The organism is Kribbella sp. CA-294648, assembly GCF_050943845.1.
Classification (GTDB): domain Bacteria; phylum Actinomycetota; class Actinomycetes; order Propionibacteriales; family Kribbellaceae; genus Kribbella.
In genome coordinates, this window is sequence record NZ_CP191981.1 from 6,028,863 (window position 1) to 6,041,915 (window position 13,053).

Consider the following 13,053-nt stretch of genomic DNA (forward strand, 5'->3'; position numbering starts at 1 on the left):
CCTCGGCATGTTCTTTAGCCGGAGGTGGTCATCGATGCGAACCACGGACGCGGTCGGGCAGTACGGCGAAGATCTCGCCGCCAGGTACCTCGTGGAGCACGGCTTCACGATCCTGGAGCGCAACTGGCGTTGCGCCCAGGGCGAGATCGACATCGTCGCCCGGGAGGACCGGACCCTCGTCGTCTGCGAGGTCAAGACCCGGCGCGGCCTGAACTACGGCTCGCCCCTCGAGTCGATCACGTATCGCAAGCTCAGCAAGCTGCGTCAGCTGGTCGGCCACTGGCTGCGGGAGCACGACCTGCGCCCTGGCGCGGTCCGGATCGACATCGTCGCCGTGCTCCTGCCCCACCACGGCGAGCCGAGTGTCGACCACGTCAGGGGCGTGGCCTGATGCCGCTCGCCCAAGCCTGGTCGGTGGCGCTGGTCGGCTTGGAGGGCCACCTCGTCGAGATCGAGGCCGACATCGCCCAAGGCCTGCCGAAGACGACGCTGATCGGCCTGCCGGACGCCTCCCTGTCCGAGGCTCGCGATCGAGTCCGCGCGGCCGTCGTCAACAGCGGCGAGAAGTTCCCCGACCGCAAGGTGACCATCGGCCTCTCCCCCGCGACCCTGCCGAAGACGGGCTCGCACTACGACGTAGCCATCGCCTGCGCCCTCCTCGCCGCCGCCGGCGTCGTCGACAATCAGCGGCTCCGCAGCGTGGCGACCATCGGCGAGCTGGGCCTCGACGGCCGGATGCGGGAGGTGCGGGGAGCCCTCGCGATGACCCTGGCCGCGTCCCGCTCAGGCTTCGAGCGAGTCATCGTTCCGGAGTTGAACACCGGCGAGGCAAAACTGGTGCCAGGCATCGAGGTCTACGGCATGCGTTCGCTGCGTCAGGTGCTCGCCCTCCTGCGGCAAAGCGAGATGCCCGAGGAGGACCCGCCCCGCGCAGAGCCCCGGCTGATCTCGGAGTCGCTCACGCGCGTCCCGGAGGTCGATCTCCACGACGTGCTCGGCCAGCGCGAGGGACGCAAGGCGATCGAGGCGAGCGCCGCTGGTGGTCACCATCTCTACCTGCACGGGCCTCCGGGCTCGGGCAAGACGATGCTCGCCGAACGGCTGGCCGGCCTGCTGCCGGATCTCAGCACCGACGACTCCCTGGAGGTCTCGGCCGTCCACTCGCTGGCCGGCCTGCTGACCAACGACGCCGAACTGGTCGTGCGGCCACCGTTCATCGCGCCCCACCACACCGCCTCCCTGCCGAGCCTGATCGGTGGAGGCTCCGGGATGCCGCGCCCCGGAGCCATCAGCTGCGCCCACCGGGGGATTCTCTTCATCGACGAAGCTCCCGAAATGCACCCACTCACGCTGGACACGCTGCGTCAGCCCCTCGAATCCGGCTACATCGAGGTGCACCGGGCAGCGGCGGTCGCGAGATTTCCAGCCCGCTTCCTGTTGGTCCTCGCGGCCAATCCCTGTCCGTGTGGCCTCGCTGGCACGCCGAACGCCGTCTGCGCCTGCACTCCACAGAACCTGAACCGCTATCGCCAGCGCATCAGCGGTCCCATCAAGGACCGCATCGACATCCAGCGCCAGATCCTGCCCGCCGCCCGCGGCGTCGGCGAAGGCGACCGCCCGGAGTCCACTGCCGAGGTGGCCGCCCGGGTCAGCCTCGCGCGCGACAGACAGGCCCACCGCTACAGATCAACCGGAATGACACTCAACAGCGAGGTCCCGGGCCCGATCCTCCGCCGCGAGTACCCCATCGACGAACCGAGTCAGCGCCTCCTCGAAGACCTGTACTCCGAGGGCCGCCTGACCGCCCGAGGCTTCGACCGAGTCTCCCGCCTCGCCTGGACCCTCGCCGACCTCCAAGGCGCCCCCATCCCCACCGTCCCCCTAACCCACCAAGCCTTCCAACTCCGCACCGGCGCCCCCTTAACCCCCTACACAGACACCCGCCCCCTACGAGAGGCCACCCGATGACCACACCTCGACGCACCCCACCGCCCCTCACTAGCTCCCCAGCCGCTGCGCAACCTCCCTCCGCCACGACAATGCCCGCCAGCCATCTCGTTCCAGCACTCGATCTCGGGCCCGCCCCAATCCCGACCTCCTGCTACGGGTTCGGGGCGGAGGCGGAGCCGGACCCACTGCCGCTGTCGGCAGAGGACAGCGGTCCGACCTCCAAGCGCCCGCTCGCGGGCGGCTCGGCGGCTGCGGCCGTTCGGGTGTTTGAGGGTGAGGAGAGCTTGCTGTCGACTTCGGGGCGGGCGCCGGGAAGTGCTGGGCAGTTTCCTGTTGGGGGTGCAGTTGGGTGGGATGCGGAGCGGGTTGCTCGGGCCGGGTTGGCTCGGGTGGTTGAGCCTGGGGATCCTGCGGCGGTGGCTGCGTTCAGCGGGCTGGAGGTTCAGGAGCTGTGGCTGGCGTTGCAGGAGAAGCGGCCGATGTTCGAGCGATGGTCTGCTCGGGTTGCGGAGGCTCGACCAGAGGCTGATCTGGAGCGCGCCGTCGAGGCGGGCGCCCGGTTCGTCATTCCGGGTGATGACGAATGGCCCGAGCAGGTCGAGGTGCTGGCGGATGCGGGGCAGCAGGGCCGTCGCGGCGGCGTACCGTTCGGGCTTTGGGTTCGAGGGCCGGCGCATCTGCGGCAGACGCTGGAGAAATCCGTTGCCATGGTCGGTGCCCGCGCCTGCTCGTCGTACGGCGAACACGCGGCCTCCGAGCTGGCCGCCGGTCTTGCGGATGAAGGTGTGACAGTGGTTTCCGGCGGCGCTTATGGCATCGATGCCGCGGCTCACCGTGGAGCCCTCGCGAGCGGCGGTCCGACCGTTGCCGTGCTGGCTTGTGGAGTCGATGTCAGTTATCCGAAGAGCAACACCGCACTCTTCGACCGCATCGCCGAAACGGGCTTGCTGGTCAGCGAACTCCCGCCGAGATGCTCACCGACCAAGCTGCGCTTCCTGGCCCGCAACAGATTGATTGCCGCGAGCACCCTTGGCACCGTCGTGGTCGAAGCCGCGGTCCGCAGCGGCGCGTTGAACAGCGCCGGCTGGGCCGAGCAATGCGGACGTCAAGTGCTCGCCGTACCGGGCCCGATCACCTCCCGGATGTCGGAGGGCGCCCACCTCCTGATCCGCGAACGCAACGCCGTCCTGGCCACGAACGTCGCCGACATCCTCGAGGCGATCTCCCCGATCGGCACCCACGTGACGGCCTACCCCCACGCCCCCGCCAACCCCACCGACGACCTCGACCACGAACTCAGCCGCACCCTCGACGCAGTCCCCGTACTACGCCCCGCCCAGGCCCTCCGAATCGCCACCACCGCCGGCCTGGACCTCGACACCACCCAGGAGTGCCTGGAAACCCTCGCCGAAGCCAACCTCATCGAATACACCGACTCCGGCTGGCGCCTCTCCCCCACCCACCGCCAATCCCTCTGACCACCCCAAGAGTTCGGTGGTGGGTGGGGCTGCACGGTTCGTTGGCTGCCGGTGACCCGGCCATGCGTGCCGCCGTCTCCGATCCGCGCGTGCTGACCGGGTCGCTCCCGCCCTCGTCGGGACATCGGTGACGCACCGCACATGACCGTAACGCACAGTAGCGATTGCGTATATGGCCAAGCCCGAGAACCAACCCCGGTCAGGGGCTGGCCAGCGCCGGGCTAGCGGCCTGCCGGTGCCTGGTTAGCGGCCGAAGTCTGAGTCTTTGGGGACTTCCAGGTCTGATTTGGCCAGTTCTTCGATGTTGACGTCGCGGAAGGTGACGACTTTGGCGTTTTTGACGAAACGGGCGGAGCGGTAGACGTCCCAGACCCAGGCGTCGGCCATCGTCACCTCGAAGTAGACGTCGCCGCCCTCGGTGCGGACTTTCAGGTCGACCGCGTTGCACAGATAGAAGCGTCGTTCGGTCTCCACCACGTACTTGAAGATCCCGACGACGTCCTTGTACTCCCGATAGAGCTGTAGCTCCATATCGGTCTCGTACTTCTCAAGGTCGTCAGCACTCATCGGCTCTCCACTCCGGTGGGACTGGTGACATTCTGTCCCATATCGGGCCGCATACTGCGGCGGACATTCTCGAACCGCCGTCTGTGTTGTGGACACGGGCCGTATTCGTCCAGTGCCGCCTGGTGTTCCGGGGTGCAGTAGCCCTTGTGAACCGCGAAATCGTACTGCGGGTACACCTCGTGCCAGTGCTGCATGATCCGGTCCCGGGTCACTTTGGCGATCACCGAGGCGGCCGCGATGCAGGCTGCCACCCGGTCACCTTTCCAGATCGCCAGCCCCGGTACGCCGAGGCCGTCCACCCCGAACCCGTCGGTCAGCACGTACTGCGGGCGCAGGTCGAGCAGGAAGATCGCCCGGCGGAGCGCCTCCACGTTCGCGACGTGCATGCCCAGCCGGTCGCACTCGGCCGCCTCGATCGAGACCACCGACCAGGCCAGAGCCCGGTCGCGGATCTGGTCGTAGCAGCGCTCCCGCGCCTTGGCGGTGAGCAGCTTGGAGTCGGCGAGTTCCGGGATCTGGCCGCGTTTGCCGTCCGGCAGGATCACCGCGGCAGCGACCAGCGGGCCGGCGCACGGACCGCGGCCCGCCTCGTCGACCCCGGCGATCGGGTCGAGACCGACCCGCCGCAGGGCGCGCTCGTACCCGTACAGCCCGGCGTCACGCCGGATGGTGCTGCCGCGCGGAAGTGCGCTCATCCATCAACTCACTTGGGGGGTGGTGTGAGGGAGATCGAGGGTTTGTCGGGAGCCGGCCCGGGTGCCGGTATCGACTTGAAGGTATCCGGTACGTCCAGTTTGCCGAACCTGTTGGCCGGCCAGACCACCAGGATCGCGCGCCCGGTGATCTTGTCCATCGGTACGAAGGCCGAGTCGCCCGGGCTCCCACCGTCGGGCCCGGTGTCGCTCAGGTGCACCCGCGAGTCGCCCGACTCGGACCGGTGGTCGCCCATCAGGAAGACCTTGCCAGCCGGCACGGTGACCTGGAACTCCATCGCCGAGGCGGCGTCACCGGGGTACAGGTAGGCGCTCTCCTCGAGCGGCTGGCCGTTCACCATCAGCCGGCCCTTGGAGTCGCAGCAGGCGACCTTGTCGCCCGGCATCCCGACCAGGCGCTTGATCAGGTGTCCGTGGCTGGAATCCGGGAGCAGACCGACAACCTCGAAGAACCGGCCGACCGAGCCGCGCTTCTGGCCGCTCTCCTCGCTGCCCAGCCAGCCGCCCGGGTCCTCGAACACGACCACGTCACCACGCTCGACGCTGGTCAGTTTCTCCACCACGACGCGGTCACTGACCAGCAGCGTGTTCTGCATCGACTCGCTCGGAATGATGAACATCTGGCCGACGAAGGCCCGCAGGATCGACGAGACGATCAGAGCACCGACCACGATCAGCACGAACTCGCGAGCGGCAGCCGCGAGGCCGGAGCGGTGGGCGGGTTTCTCTTTCGTCGCGGTCGGTGTCTCAGTCACTTCTTCAGCCCCGGCTTCTTGAAGGTTTCCGGAGGACGCAGCATCGTCATCCGGTCAGACGGCCAGATTACGCAACAGGCACGGCCAACCACGTGCTCGACGGGAACGAACCCGCCACCGGGACCACCCATGTGCGCGCGGGAGTCAGCGGATTCGGCCCTGTTGTCACCCATCACCCACAGTGAACCAGGTGGCACCACGACGGTGAACGGCGAGTTCGACGCCTTGGCGTCCTTGAGCAGGTACTCCCGCTCGTCCAGCGCGATGTTGTTCACCGCGATCTGCCCGGCCTTGTTGCAGCAGACCACCTTGTCGCCGGCCACGCCGATCACCCGTTTGACCAGGTGACCCTCACCGCTGCGCGGCAGGATCCCGACGAACTCGCCGAGCTGGCGCAGCGTACCGGGAGTCTTCGGCGCCTCGTTCAGCCAATTGGCCGGGTCCTTGAAGACGACGATGTCACCGCGGTCGACGTCGCGGTGCAGATAACTGACCTTCTCGGCCAGGATCCGGTCGTTGGTCGTGAGCGTGTCGTACATCGACTCCGAGGGCACGTAGAACGCCTCGGCGACGAAGAGCCGCAGGACGACCGTGATGACCAGCGCGAGCACCGTCACGGTGGTCATCTCGATCAGCAGGCTCATCAGCGGGTTGCGCTGTTTGAGCCTACGGTGACGTCCCTTGGTGCGACGTGCCCTCCTGGCTGGCGGGCGAGCGCGCGTCGCGGTGCTCGGCGCCATACCTGACCGTCGTCAGTAGACGATCAGGAGGCCGGGACGTCCCGCTTCTCCTTGATCTTGGCGGCCTTGCCGCGCAGGTCGCGCAGGTAGTACAGCTTGGCGCGACGGACGGCGCCGCGGGTGACGACCTCGACCTTGTCGACGATCGGGGTGTGCAGCGGGAAGGTCCGCTCGACACCGACACCGAAGCTGACCTTGCGGACCGTGAAGGTCTCCTGCAGGCCACCACCCTGGCGCCGGATCACGACGCCCTTGAACACCTGCACGCGGGAGCGGTTGCCTTCGACGACCTTGACGTGCACGTTGACCGTGTCACCGGCGCGGAAGGCGGGGATGTCGTCACGCTTGCTCGCGTTGTCGAGCTCGTTCAGGATGTTGCTCATCAGGTGTCTCTTCCTCGCGCGTGCCACAGGTCACCCACGAATGTGCTCGGTGTGAGAGTCGAAGATGCTGTCATCCGGTGGTCACCCCCTGTGGCAGGAGCACCGTATGGCAACAGCGACCAAGTTTGCCACACGCACCGACCGCGACGAAATCAGCCGCCTCGGTGCGCGGCGGCGCCGGTCCAGCGGCGCCAGTCCAGCGGTGCCGGTCCAGCACCGCCGACTCAGTGGTCCGGTCAGCGCCGCCGGCGGCGCTTGGCCAGCAGCACCAGCTCGACCTTCTCCGTCTGCCGTTCCCGCTTGATCTCGCGGTAGCCGGCGTTGCGGTAGATCTGCAGGTTGCGCTCACTGGCCGCCCCCGTGAACAGCTCGTACGACGTGACCTCGGCGGGCGCCGTCTTCTCGGCGACCTGCAGCAGCTTGGCCGCGATCCCCTTGCGCTGCCAGTCCGGTGCGACCATCAGCCGCCCGATCCGGCCGACTGAGCCCGAGATGGCCAACTGGATCGACCCGATGATCCGGCTACCCGCCACAGCCTTCCAGACCAGCCCTTCGGCAATGCGGGCCGAACACTCCTCCAGCGACTCCAGCAAAGGCGGTATGGACAGGTCGCCATACGCCTGCGCCTCCGTGAGGAAGGTGGCTCGCTGCAGGGTGAGCAGCTCCCCCGCATCCTCCTCGGTCGCGGGCAGCAGCCGAACCTGCGAAGCCGGGTCGTCCTCGGCAGGCATGGAGCTCCCCCACGCCGCCAAGAGGTCCGGCCTGCGCTCGGCAGTCCGCCGTACAGACTCGTCGTGGCGCCACTCGGCAATCAGCTTGTGGTTGCCCGACAGGAGGACCTCCGGTACGTCGTGCCCGCGCCACGACGGTGGCTTCGTATAGACCGGGTACTCCAGCAGCCCATGACCGGAGTGCGACTCCTCGGCCAGGGACTCCGGGTTTCCGATCACCCCGGGCAGCAGGCGGGCAATCGCCTCCACCATGACCAGTACAGCGACCTCCCCGCCGTTCAGCACGTAGTCGCCGATGGAGATCTCGTCGACCTGCATTCTCTCGGCAGCGTGGGCCGCCACTCGGGCGTCGATCCCCTCGTACCGGCCACAGGCGAAGGCCAGCCAGGGCTCGGCCGCCAGCTCGTAGGCCAGCTCCTGGCTGAACGGCCGGCCAGCAGGCGTCGGCACGATCAGTCGCGGCTGGGAGGGCCCGTCAGCAGGCAGTACTGCGTCAAACGCCTCTCCCCACGGCTGCGGCTTCATCACCATGCCCGCGCCACCGCCGTACGGGGTGTCGTCGACCGTGCGGTGCCGGTCGTGGGTCCAGTCGCGCAGGTCGTGCACCCGGACGTCCAGGAGGCCGCTCTTGGCCGCCTTGCCCACCAGGGAGACGTCCAGGGCCGCCAGGTACTCCGGGAAGATGGAGAAGACGTCCAGCCTCATCAGCTGTCTCCAGGTTCCGCCGGGACGACCTCGGCGCCCTCCGGATCGAGCAGCCCCGGGCGGTCGGCCACAGTCACGTACTTCGCCCCGAGGTCGATCTCCGGCACCAGCTCCTCGACCAGCGGCACCAGTACTGCGTTCCCTGCCGGGCGACGGATCTCCAGGAGGTCCTGCGACGGCAGGTGGATCACGTCGATGACCTCGCCGGCCTCGACCCCGTCGGTGGTCCGTACCTTGAGCCCGATCAGCTCGCGGTCGTAGTACTCCTCCGGGTCCTCGGGACGCTCGTCCTCGCCGATCTCGGCCTGGACCTCCAGGTTCCGCAACTGCTCGGCGGCGGTCCGGTCCGGCGACTCGACGAATTTCACCAGCAACCGGCCACTGTGCCAGCGGCTGGACTCCACGGTCAGCGTCCGCGGCGGCTCCGACACCGTCACCAACCGAGCCCCCTCGGCGAACCGCAGGTCAGGATCATCCGTCCGGACGATCATCCCGACGTCGCCCTTGATCCCATGCGCCCGACCGATCCGGCCAACGATCACCAGCACCGCAGTTTCCTACTTTCCCACCAGTTGATGCAGAGAAGGGCCGCACCCAGTGGGTACGGCCCTTCGGGGACTGTTCGAGGTCAGCGGCGCGGGCGCCGGTTGAACTCGTCGACGAAGTCGATGCGGACCGACTGCTCGGAGCTGAGCGCTCCGACTACGGTCCGGATCGCGGTCGCCGTCCGGCCGTTGCGGCCGATCACCTTGCCGATGTCGTCGGGGTGCACGTGCACCTCGAGGGTGCGTCCGCGCCGCAGGTTGCGGGACCGGACGCTGACGTCGTCAGGGTTGTCCACGATGCCTCGGACCAGGTGCTCGAGCGCCTCGGTCTCCATCATCGTCAGGCCTTGGCGTCGTCGGCCGGCGCGTCGGCGGCAGCCTCCGCGGCGGGCGCCTCGTCAGCCTTGACGTCATCGGCCTTGACCTCGTCGGCCTTGACCTCGTCGGTCTTGGCCTCGTCAGCCTTCGCCTCGGCCTTCTTGTCAGCCTTCGGCTCCGCCTTCTTGGCGGCGGCCTTCTTGGTGACGGCCTCGGTCTTCAGCGTGCCGTGCGCCTCGGCGAGGGCCTCGTTGAAGATCTCCTGCTTGTCGCGCTTCGGCTCCTTGACCCGCAGCGGCGGCGGCGCGTCCAGACCCTTGAACTTCTGCCAGTCACCGCTGGCCTTGAAGATCGCCTCGACGGCCTCGGTCGGCTGCGCGCCGACGCCCAGCCAGTACTGCGCCCGGTCCGACTCGACGTGGATGAACGACGGCTCGGTCTTCGGGTTGTACTTGCCGATCTCCTCGATGGCGCGGCCGTCACGCTTGGCGCGGGCGTCCATCACGACGATGCGGTAGTGCGGCGCACGCTTCTTGCCGATGCGCTTCAAACGGATCTTGACTGCCACGTTTGTGGGGTCTCCCTCGGGATTTCATGTCTTGGTTGAGCGGCGCACCGGCGTCGTGGGGACAACGGGTGACCACTCGAATGGGCCGGCCGGGACGTGGAGTTAGAGGGCTGCACGCGATCCGGACGGACTCAGCCCAACATTCTGCCAGATCCAGCTACGTCAAACCAATTCACGGTACTCCGACCACCAGCAACCCGCCGCGGTTCTTCCCGCCACCGGCTCCATCAGCTACTGCGGAGGTTCCCGCAGGCAGCCGCCAGCCGACCTGCAGGCCCACGTCGCCCAGCCCCGCCTGCACCCCAACCACCAGCAACCGACCGCACGGGCATCCCGCCGCAGGCTCCCCCGGTTACTGCGAGAGCCTCGCAAGCCGCTGCCGACCGACGGTGGCACGCGGGCGGGTCAACTGCGGAAGGCTGCCAGGTCTGGGAGGTGGGTGGCGTAGCCGTCCAGGAGTTGGTGGGCGGCGGTTACTGAGTCTATGAGGGGGTGCCAGGCGAAGGCTCGGATGGCGGCGGAGCGGGAGCCTGTGGTGGCGGCTTCGATGGTGGAGCGTTCGACGGCTTTGACGGCGCAGACCAGGCCGGCCTGGTGGTCGGTGAGTTGGGAGACCGCGACCGGGCGGGCGCCGTTGGCGTCGACCGTGCACGGGATCTCCACCACGGCGTCGTCGTCCAGGTGCCGCAGGGTGCCGCGGTTGCGGACGTTCAGGATCAGCGAGGCCCGCTCGTTGTGGGCGATCGCGCGCATCAGCGACAGCGCGACCTGCTCGTACCCGCCCGCCGACATGTCCCGCTCGTCCCGCTCCCCCGCATCGGCCACCGCGCGACTCTCGACCATGTACGTCGATTCCCGCTCGGCCCGCGTCTTCTGCCACAGCTCCAGGGCATTCCCAGGCTGCTCAGCCGTCTCCGCGTAGAAGCGCGACTGCTGCTCCAGCAAGAACGTCCCGCGAGTCTGCTCAACCGCCTGTACTGCGGCCAGCGTCTCCCGGGCGAAGTAGTAGTAGTGCAGGTACTCATTGGGGATCGACCCCAACGACCGCAGCCACTCGACCCCGAACAGCCGCCCCTCCTCGAAATCCCCCAGCGCAGCAGGATCCGCAAGCAACGCCGGCAGGTGGTCCGCCCCACCCGACTGCAACCCACGCAACCAACCCAGGTGATTCAGCCCGGCATAGTCGTAGAAGACCGACGAAGCATCCAGCCCCAAAGCCAAAGCCGCCCGACGCCCCAGCCCTGAAGGCGAGTCGCAGATCCCGATCACCCGATCCCCGAGGTACGGGATCATCGCCTCGGTCACCATCCCGGCCGGGTTGGTGAAGTTGATGACCCACGCCTCGGGCGCCAGCGCCGCGATCCGCTGGGCAATTGCAGTTGCCACCGGCAACGTCCTGAGCGCGTACGCGATCCCGCCCGCGCCAACGGTCTCCTGACCCAGTACGCCGAGGTCGAGCGCGACCCGCTCGTCGATCGTGCGCCCTTCGAGCCCACCGACCCGGATCGCCGAGAAGACGAAGTCGGTACCCCGCAACGCCTCGTCGAGGTCGGTCGTCTCGGTCACCACCGGCGCATCGGCGTACGGCGCGGCCTGCTGGCGGAGCACGGCACCGATGGAGGACAGCCGGGAGCGGTCGGTGTCGTAGAGCACGACGGACGTGATCCGGCCCTCGCCCCGATCGCCCAGCAAAGCCTGATAAACGAGCGGAACCCGGAACCCGCCGCCTCCGAGGATGGTCAGTCTCATGTCAGCACCACCTGTACCCCAGCCTCCTCCAACTGTGCGCGGGTTCCTTCGTCGGCACCCGGCTCGGTCACCACCATGGACAGTTCGGTCGGCTCGCACACGCGGGCGACGCCGTGGCCGGGGAACTTCGTCGCGTCGGCCAGCAGCACCACGCGATCGGCGGCCTTGATCATTGCCCGCTTCACCGGTACTTCGATCATCGTGCTGTCCATCACCCGGCCGTCGGGGCGGACCCCGGACGTGCCGAGGAACAGCCAGTCGACGTGGATCTGGCGCAGCGACTCCTCGGTCAGATAGCCGACGAGTGACCGGTAGCTGCGCCGGACGAAGCCGCCCAGGATGATCAGCTCGATCTCCTCGTCGTTCTGCAACTCCTCCAGCACAGCGAGGTTGCTCGTCACCACGGTCAGCGAACGGCCGTGCAGGTGCTGGGCGACCCGGTGGGCCGTCGTACCGATGTCCAGCAGCACCGACTGCCCGTCGCTGACCAGGGCGGCCGCGCGCCGCGCGATCTTGTCCTTCTCCGACGCGCGCACAGCACTGACCTCGGCGAAGGGTTCGTCACCGCCGTCGACGGCGAGCGCGCCGCCGTAGACGCGGGTCAGCCGGCCCTGCTCGTGCAGCTGTTCGAGGTCGCGCCGGATCGTCGCCTCACTGACACCGAGCTGGGCAGCCAGCACTTTCACGCCCCCGGCCCCGTCGGCCCGAAGCGCACGGACGATCTGATCCTGCCGCTGCTTTGGCAACACGGAGAGACCGTACCACGCAAACTCCGTCACATTCACTCATCGAAGTGCAAGGGTATTGCGCAATCTGCTCGAAAGCTCCACACTGCATGCACGACTTTGAGCGACCCTGCAGGAGTGTGCCGATGAGCGACCTGGACGTGGTGGTGTCCGGCCTGGTCTTCCACGACCTGGTGCTCGGCCTGCCCGCCGCGCCGCGCCCCGGCACCGAGGTCTGGGCGGACGACTCCGCCGAGAGCCCCGGCGGGATCGCCAACTTCGCCGTCGCGCTGGCCCGGCTCGGGCTGCGGACGGGACTGGCCGCGACCTTCGGCGCCGACGACCTCGGTGACCGGCTGTGGGACCGGCTGGAACAGGGCGAAGGCATCGATCTGACTCTCTCCCGCAAGCTCGCCGGCTGGCAGACGCCCCTCACGGTGGCCCTTGCCTATGACAACGACCGGGCACTGGTCACCAGGGGTACCCCTCCTCCGCTGTCGGCCGACGAGCTCCTCACCACGCCGCCGGCCGCCCGTGCGGTCGCCGCTCACATCGGTCCCTGGCCGAACGAGTGGCTCGCCAAGGCCCGGGCGGCCGGCAGCGTGGTCTTCGCCGACGTCGGCTGGGATCCCTCCGAGCGATGGGACCCCGCGGTACTCGATCAGCTCGAGCACTGCGACGTGTTCCTGCCGAACGCCGGCGAAGCGATGAGCTACACCCGCACGAGTACGCCGGACGAGGCGCTCGTGCGGTTGGCCGAGAAGGTACCCGTGGTTGTCGTCTCCGACGGCGCGAACGGAGCACTCGCGCTCGACGCGGGCTCCGGCGAGCGGGTCGTAGTACCGGCTGTCCAGGTCTCGGCGGCGGACACCACCGGGGCGGGTGATGTGTTCGCCGCCGGGTTCATCGCGGCGACGTTGTGGGAGCTGCCGCTCGCTGAGCGGGTCCGGTTCGCTGCCCTGACGGCGGCGTTGTCCGTGACCCGGCTCGGTGGTGCCGACGCGGCCCCGACCTGGGCCGACCTCGCCGGATGGCATCAGCAGCACCCAGAAGACCAATCCCTTGCGGCGCTGATCAGCGCGCACTCCGGAAGCGCACCCCTGCGCGACCAGTCAGGAAGGTAGAA

16 protein-coding genes are annotated in these 13,053 nt (G+C 68.4%); 4 read left to right on the forward strand and 12 right to left on the reverse strand.

Annotation, left to right across the window (positions count from 1 at the left end):
• The first annotated feature begins 34 nt into the window (after positions 1 to 34).
• The 3 genes from ACQPYM_RS28445 to dprA all read left to right on the forward strand — a co-directional run bounded on the left by ACQPYM_RS28445 (position 35) and on the right by dprA (position 3,428).
• Positions 35 to 391 (forward strand): YraN family protein, encoded by a 357-nt coding sequence (locus ACQPYM_RS28445; protein ID WP_433006339.1) that lies wholly within the window; start codon positions 35 to 37, stop codon positions 389 to 391.
• Positions 391 to 1,968 carry a YifB family Mg chelatase-like AAA ATPase gene (locus ACQPYM_RS28450; protein ID WP_433006342.1) on the forward strand — a complete coding sequence of 526 codons (1,578 nt, stop codon included), beginning with the start codon at positions 391 to 393 and terminating at the stop codon, positions 1,966 to 1,968. Before ACQPYM_RS28445 ends, ACQPYM_RS28450 begins: the two co-directional genes overlap by 1 nt.
• 398 nt (positions 1,969 to 2,366) lie before the next feature.
• Positions 2,367 to 3,428: a DNA-processing protein DprA gene (dprA, locus tag ACQPYM_RS28455; RefSeq protein WP_433006345.1), complete on the forward strand. Its 1,062-nt coding sequence runs from the start codon at positions 2,367 to 2,369 to the stop codon at positions 3,426 to 3,428.
• A 243-nt stretch (positions 3,429 to 3,671) separates the two neighbouring features.
• Here dprA and ACQPYM_RS28460 read toward each other — a convergent pair whose 3' ends face one another.
• The 12 genes from ACQPYM_RS28460 to ACQPYM_RS28515 form a co-directional block, all read right to left on the reverse strand.
• On the reverse strand, positions 3,672 to 3,995 hold the full coding sequence (locus tag ACQPYM_RS28460) for a DUF2469 domain-containing protein (protein WP_012922325.1): 324 nt from the start codon (positions 3,993 to 3,995) through the stop codon (positions 3,672 to 3,674).
• Positions 3,992 to 4,690 (reverse strand): ribonuclease HII, encoded by a 699-nt coding sequence (locus ACQPYM_RS28465; protein WP_433006348.1) that lies wholly within the window; start codon positions 4,688 to 4,690, stop codon positions 3,992 to 3,994. The genes ACQPYM_RS28460 and ACQPYM_RS28465 overlap by 4 nt, the downstream gene beginning before the upstream one ends.
• 8 nt (positions 4,691 to 4,698) lie before the next feature.
• A complete protein-coding gene (lepB, locus tag ACQPYM_RS28470) occupies positions 4,699 to 5,463 on the reverse strand; it encodes a signal peptidase I (RefSeq protein ID WP_433006351.1) in 765 nt (254 codons plus the stop codon).
• Entirely contained in the window at positions 5,460 to 6,107 is a 648-nt protein-coding gene (gene lepB / locus ACQPYM_RS28475) for a signal peptidase I (protein ID WP_433006354.1), read from the reverse strand. The genes lepB (ACQPYM_RS28470) and lepB (ACQPYM_RS28475) overlap by 4 nt, the downstream gene beginning before the upstream one ends.
• A gap of 119 nt (positions 6,108 to 6,226) precedes the next feature.
• A complete protein-coding gene (gene rplS, locus ACQPYM_RS28480; protein WP_360288044.1) occupies positions 6,227 to 6,586 on the reverse strand; it encodes a 50S ribosomal protein L19 in 360 nt (119 codons plus the stop codon).
• Between the two features lie 236 nt (positions 6,587 to 6,822).
• A complete protein-coding gene (trmD, locus tag ACQPYM_RS28485; protein ID WP_433006358.1) occupies positions 6,823 to 8,022 on the reverse strand; it encodes a tRNA (guanosine(37)-N1)-methyltransferase TrmD in 1,200 nt (399 codons plus the stop codon).
• A complete protein-coding gene (gene rimM, locus ACQPYM_RS28490; RefSeq protein WP_433006361.1) occupies positions 8,022 to 8,570 on the reverse strand; it encodes a ribosome maturation factor RimM in 549 nt (182 codons plus the stop codon). Before rimM ends, trmD begins: the two co-directional genes overlap by 1 nt.
• An 80-nt stretch (positions 8,571 to 8,650) precedes the next feature.
• Positions 8,651 to 8,902, reverse strand: coding sequence for an RNA-binding protein (locus tag ACQPYM_RS28495; protein ID WP_020389433.1), 252 nt, complete (start codon positions 8,900 to 8,902; stop codon positions 8,651 to 8,653).
• 5 nt (positions 8,903 to 8,907) lie between these two features.
• Positions 8,908 to 9,453: a 30S ribosomal protein S16 gene (rpsP, locus tag ACQPYM_RS28500; RefSeq protein ID WP_433006364.1), complete on the reverse strand. Its 546-nt coding sequence runs from the start codon at positions 9,451 to 9,453 to the stop codon at positions 8,908 to 8,910.
• A 172-nt stretch (positions 9,454 to 9,625) separates the two neighbouring features.
• The gene (locus ACQPYM_RS28505) at positions 9,626 to 9,754 is read right to left on the reverse strand and encodes a hypothetical protein (protein WP_433006367.1); all 129 of its coding nucleotides are present in this window, start codon (positions 9,752 to 9,754) and stop codon (positions 9,626 to 9,628) included.
• A gap of 104 nt (positions 9,755 to 9,858) precedes the next feature.
• Positions 9,859 to 11,202, reverse strand: a complete 1,344-nt coding sequence (locus ACQPYM_RS28510; protein WP_433006370.1) for a 6-phospho-beta-glucosidase — start codon at positions 11,200 to 11,202, stop codon at positions 9,859 to 9,861.
• Positions 11,199 to 11,951, reverse strand: coding sequence for a DeoR/GlpR family DNA-binding transcription regulator (locus tag ACQPYM_RS28515; RefSeq protein WP_433006373.1), 753 nt, complete (start codon positions 11,949 to 11,951; stop codon positions 11,199 to 11,201). Before ACQPYM_RS28515 ends, ACQPYM_RS28510 begins: the two co-directional genes overlap by 4 nt.
• 122 nt (positions 11,952 to 12,073) lie before the next feature.
• Between ACQPYM_RS28515 and ACQPYM_RS28520 the strand changes: the two genes are divergently transcribed.
• Complete coding sequence (locus ACQPYM_RS28520; protein ID WP_433006376.1) at positions 12,074 to 13,051, forward strand: carbohydrate kinase family protein; 978 nt, start codon at positions 12,074 to 12,076, stop codon at positions 13,049 to 13,051.
• The last annotated feature ends 2 nt before the right edge of the window (positions 13,052 to 13,053 follow it).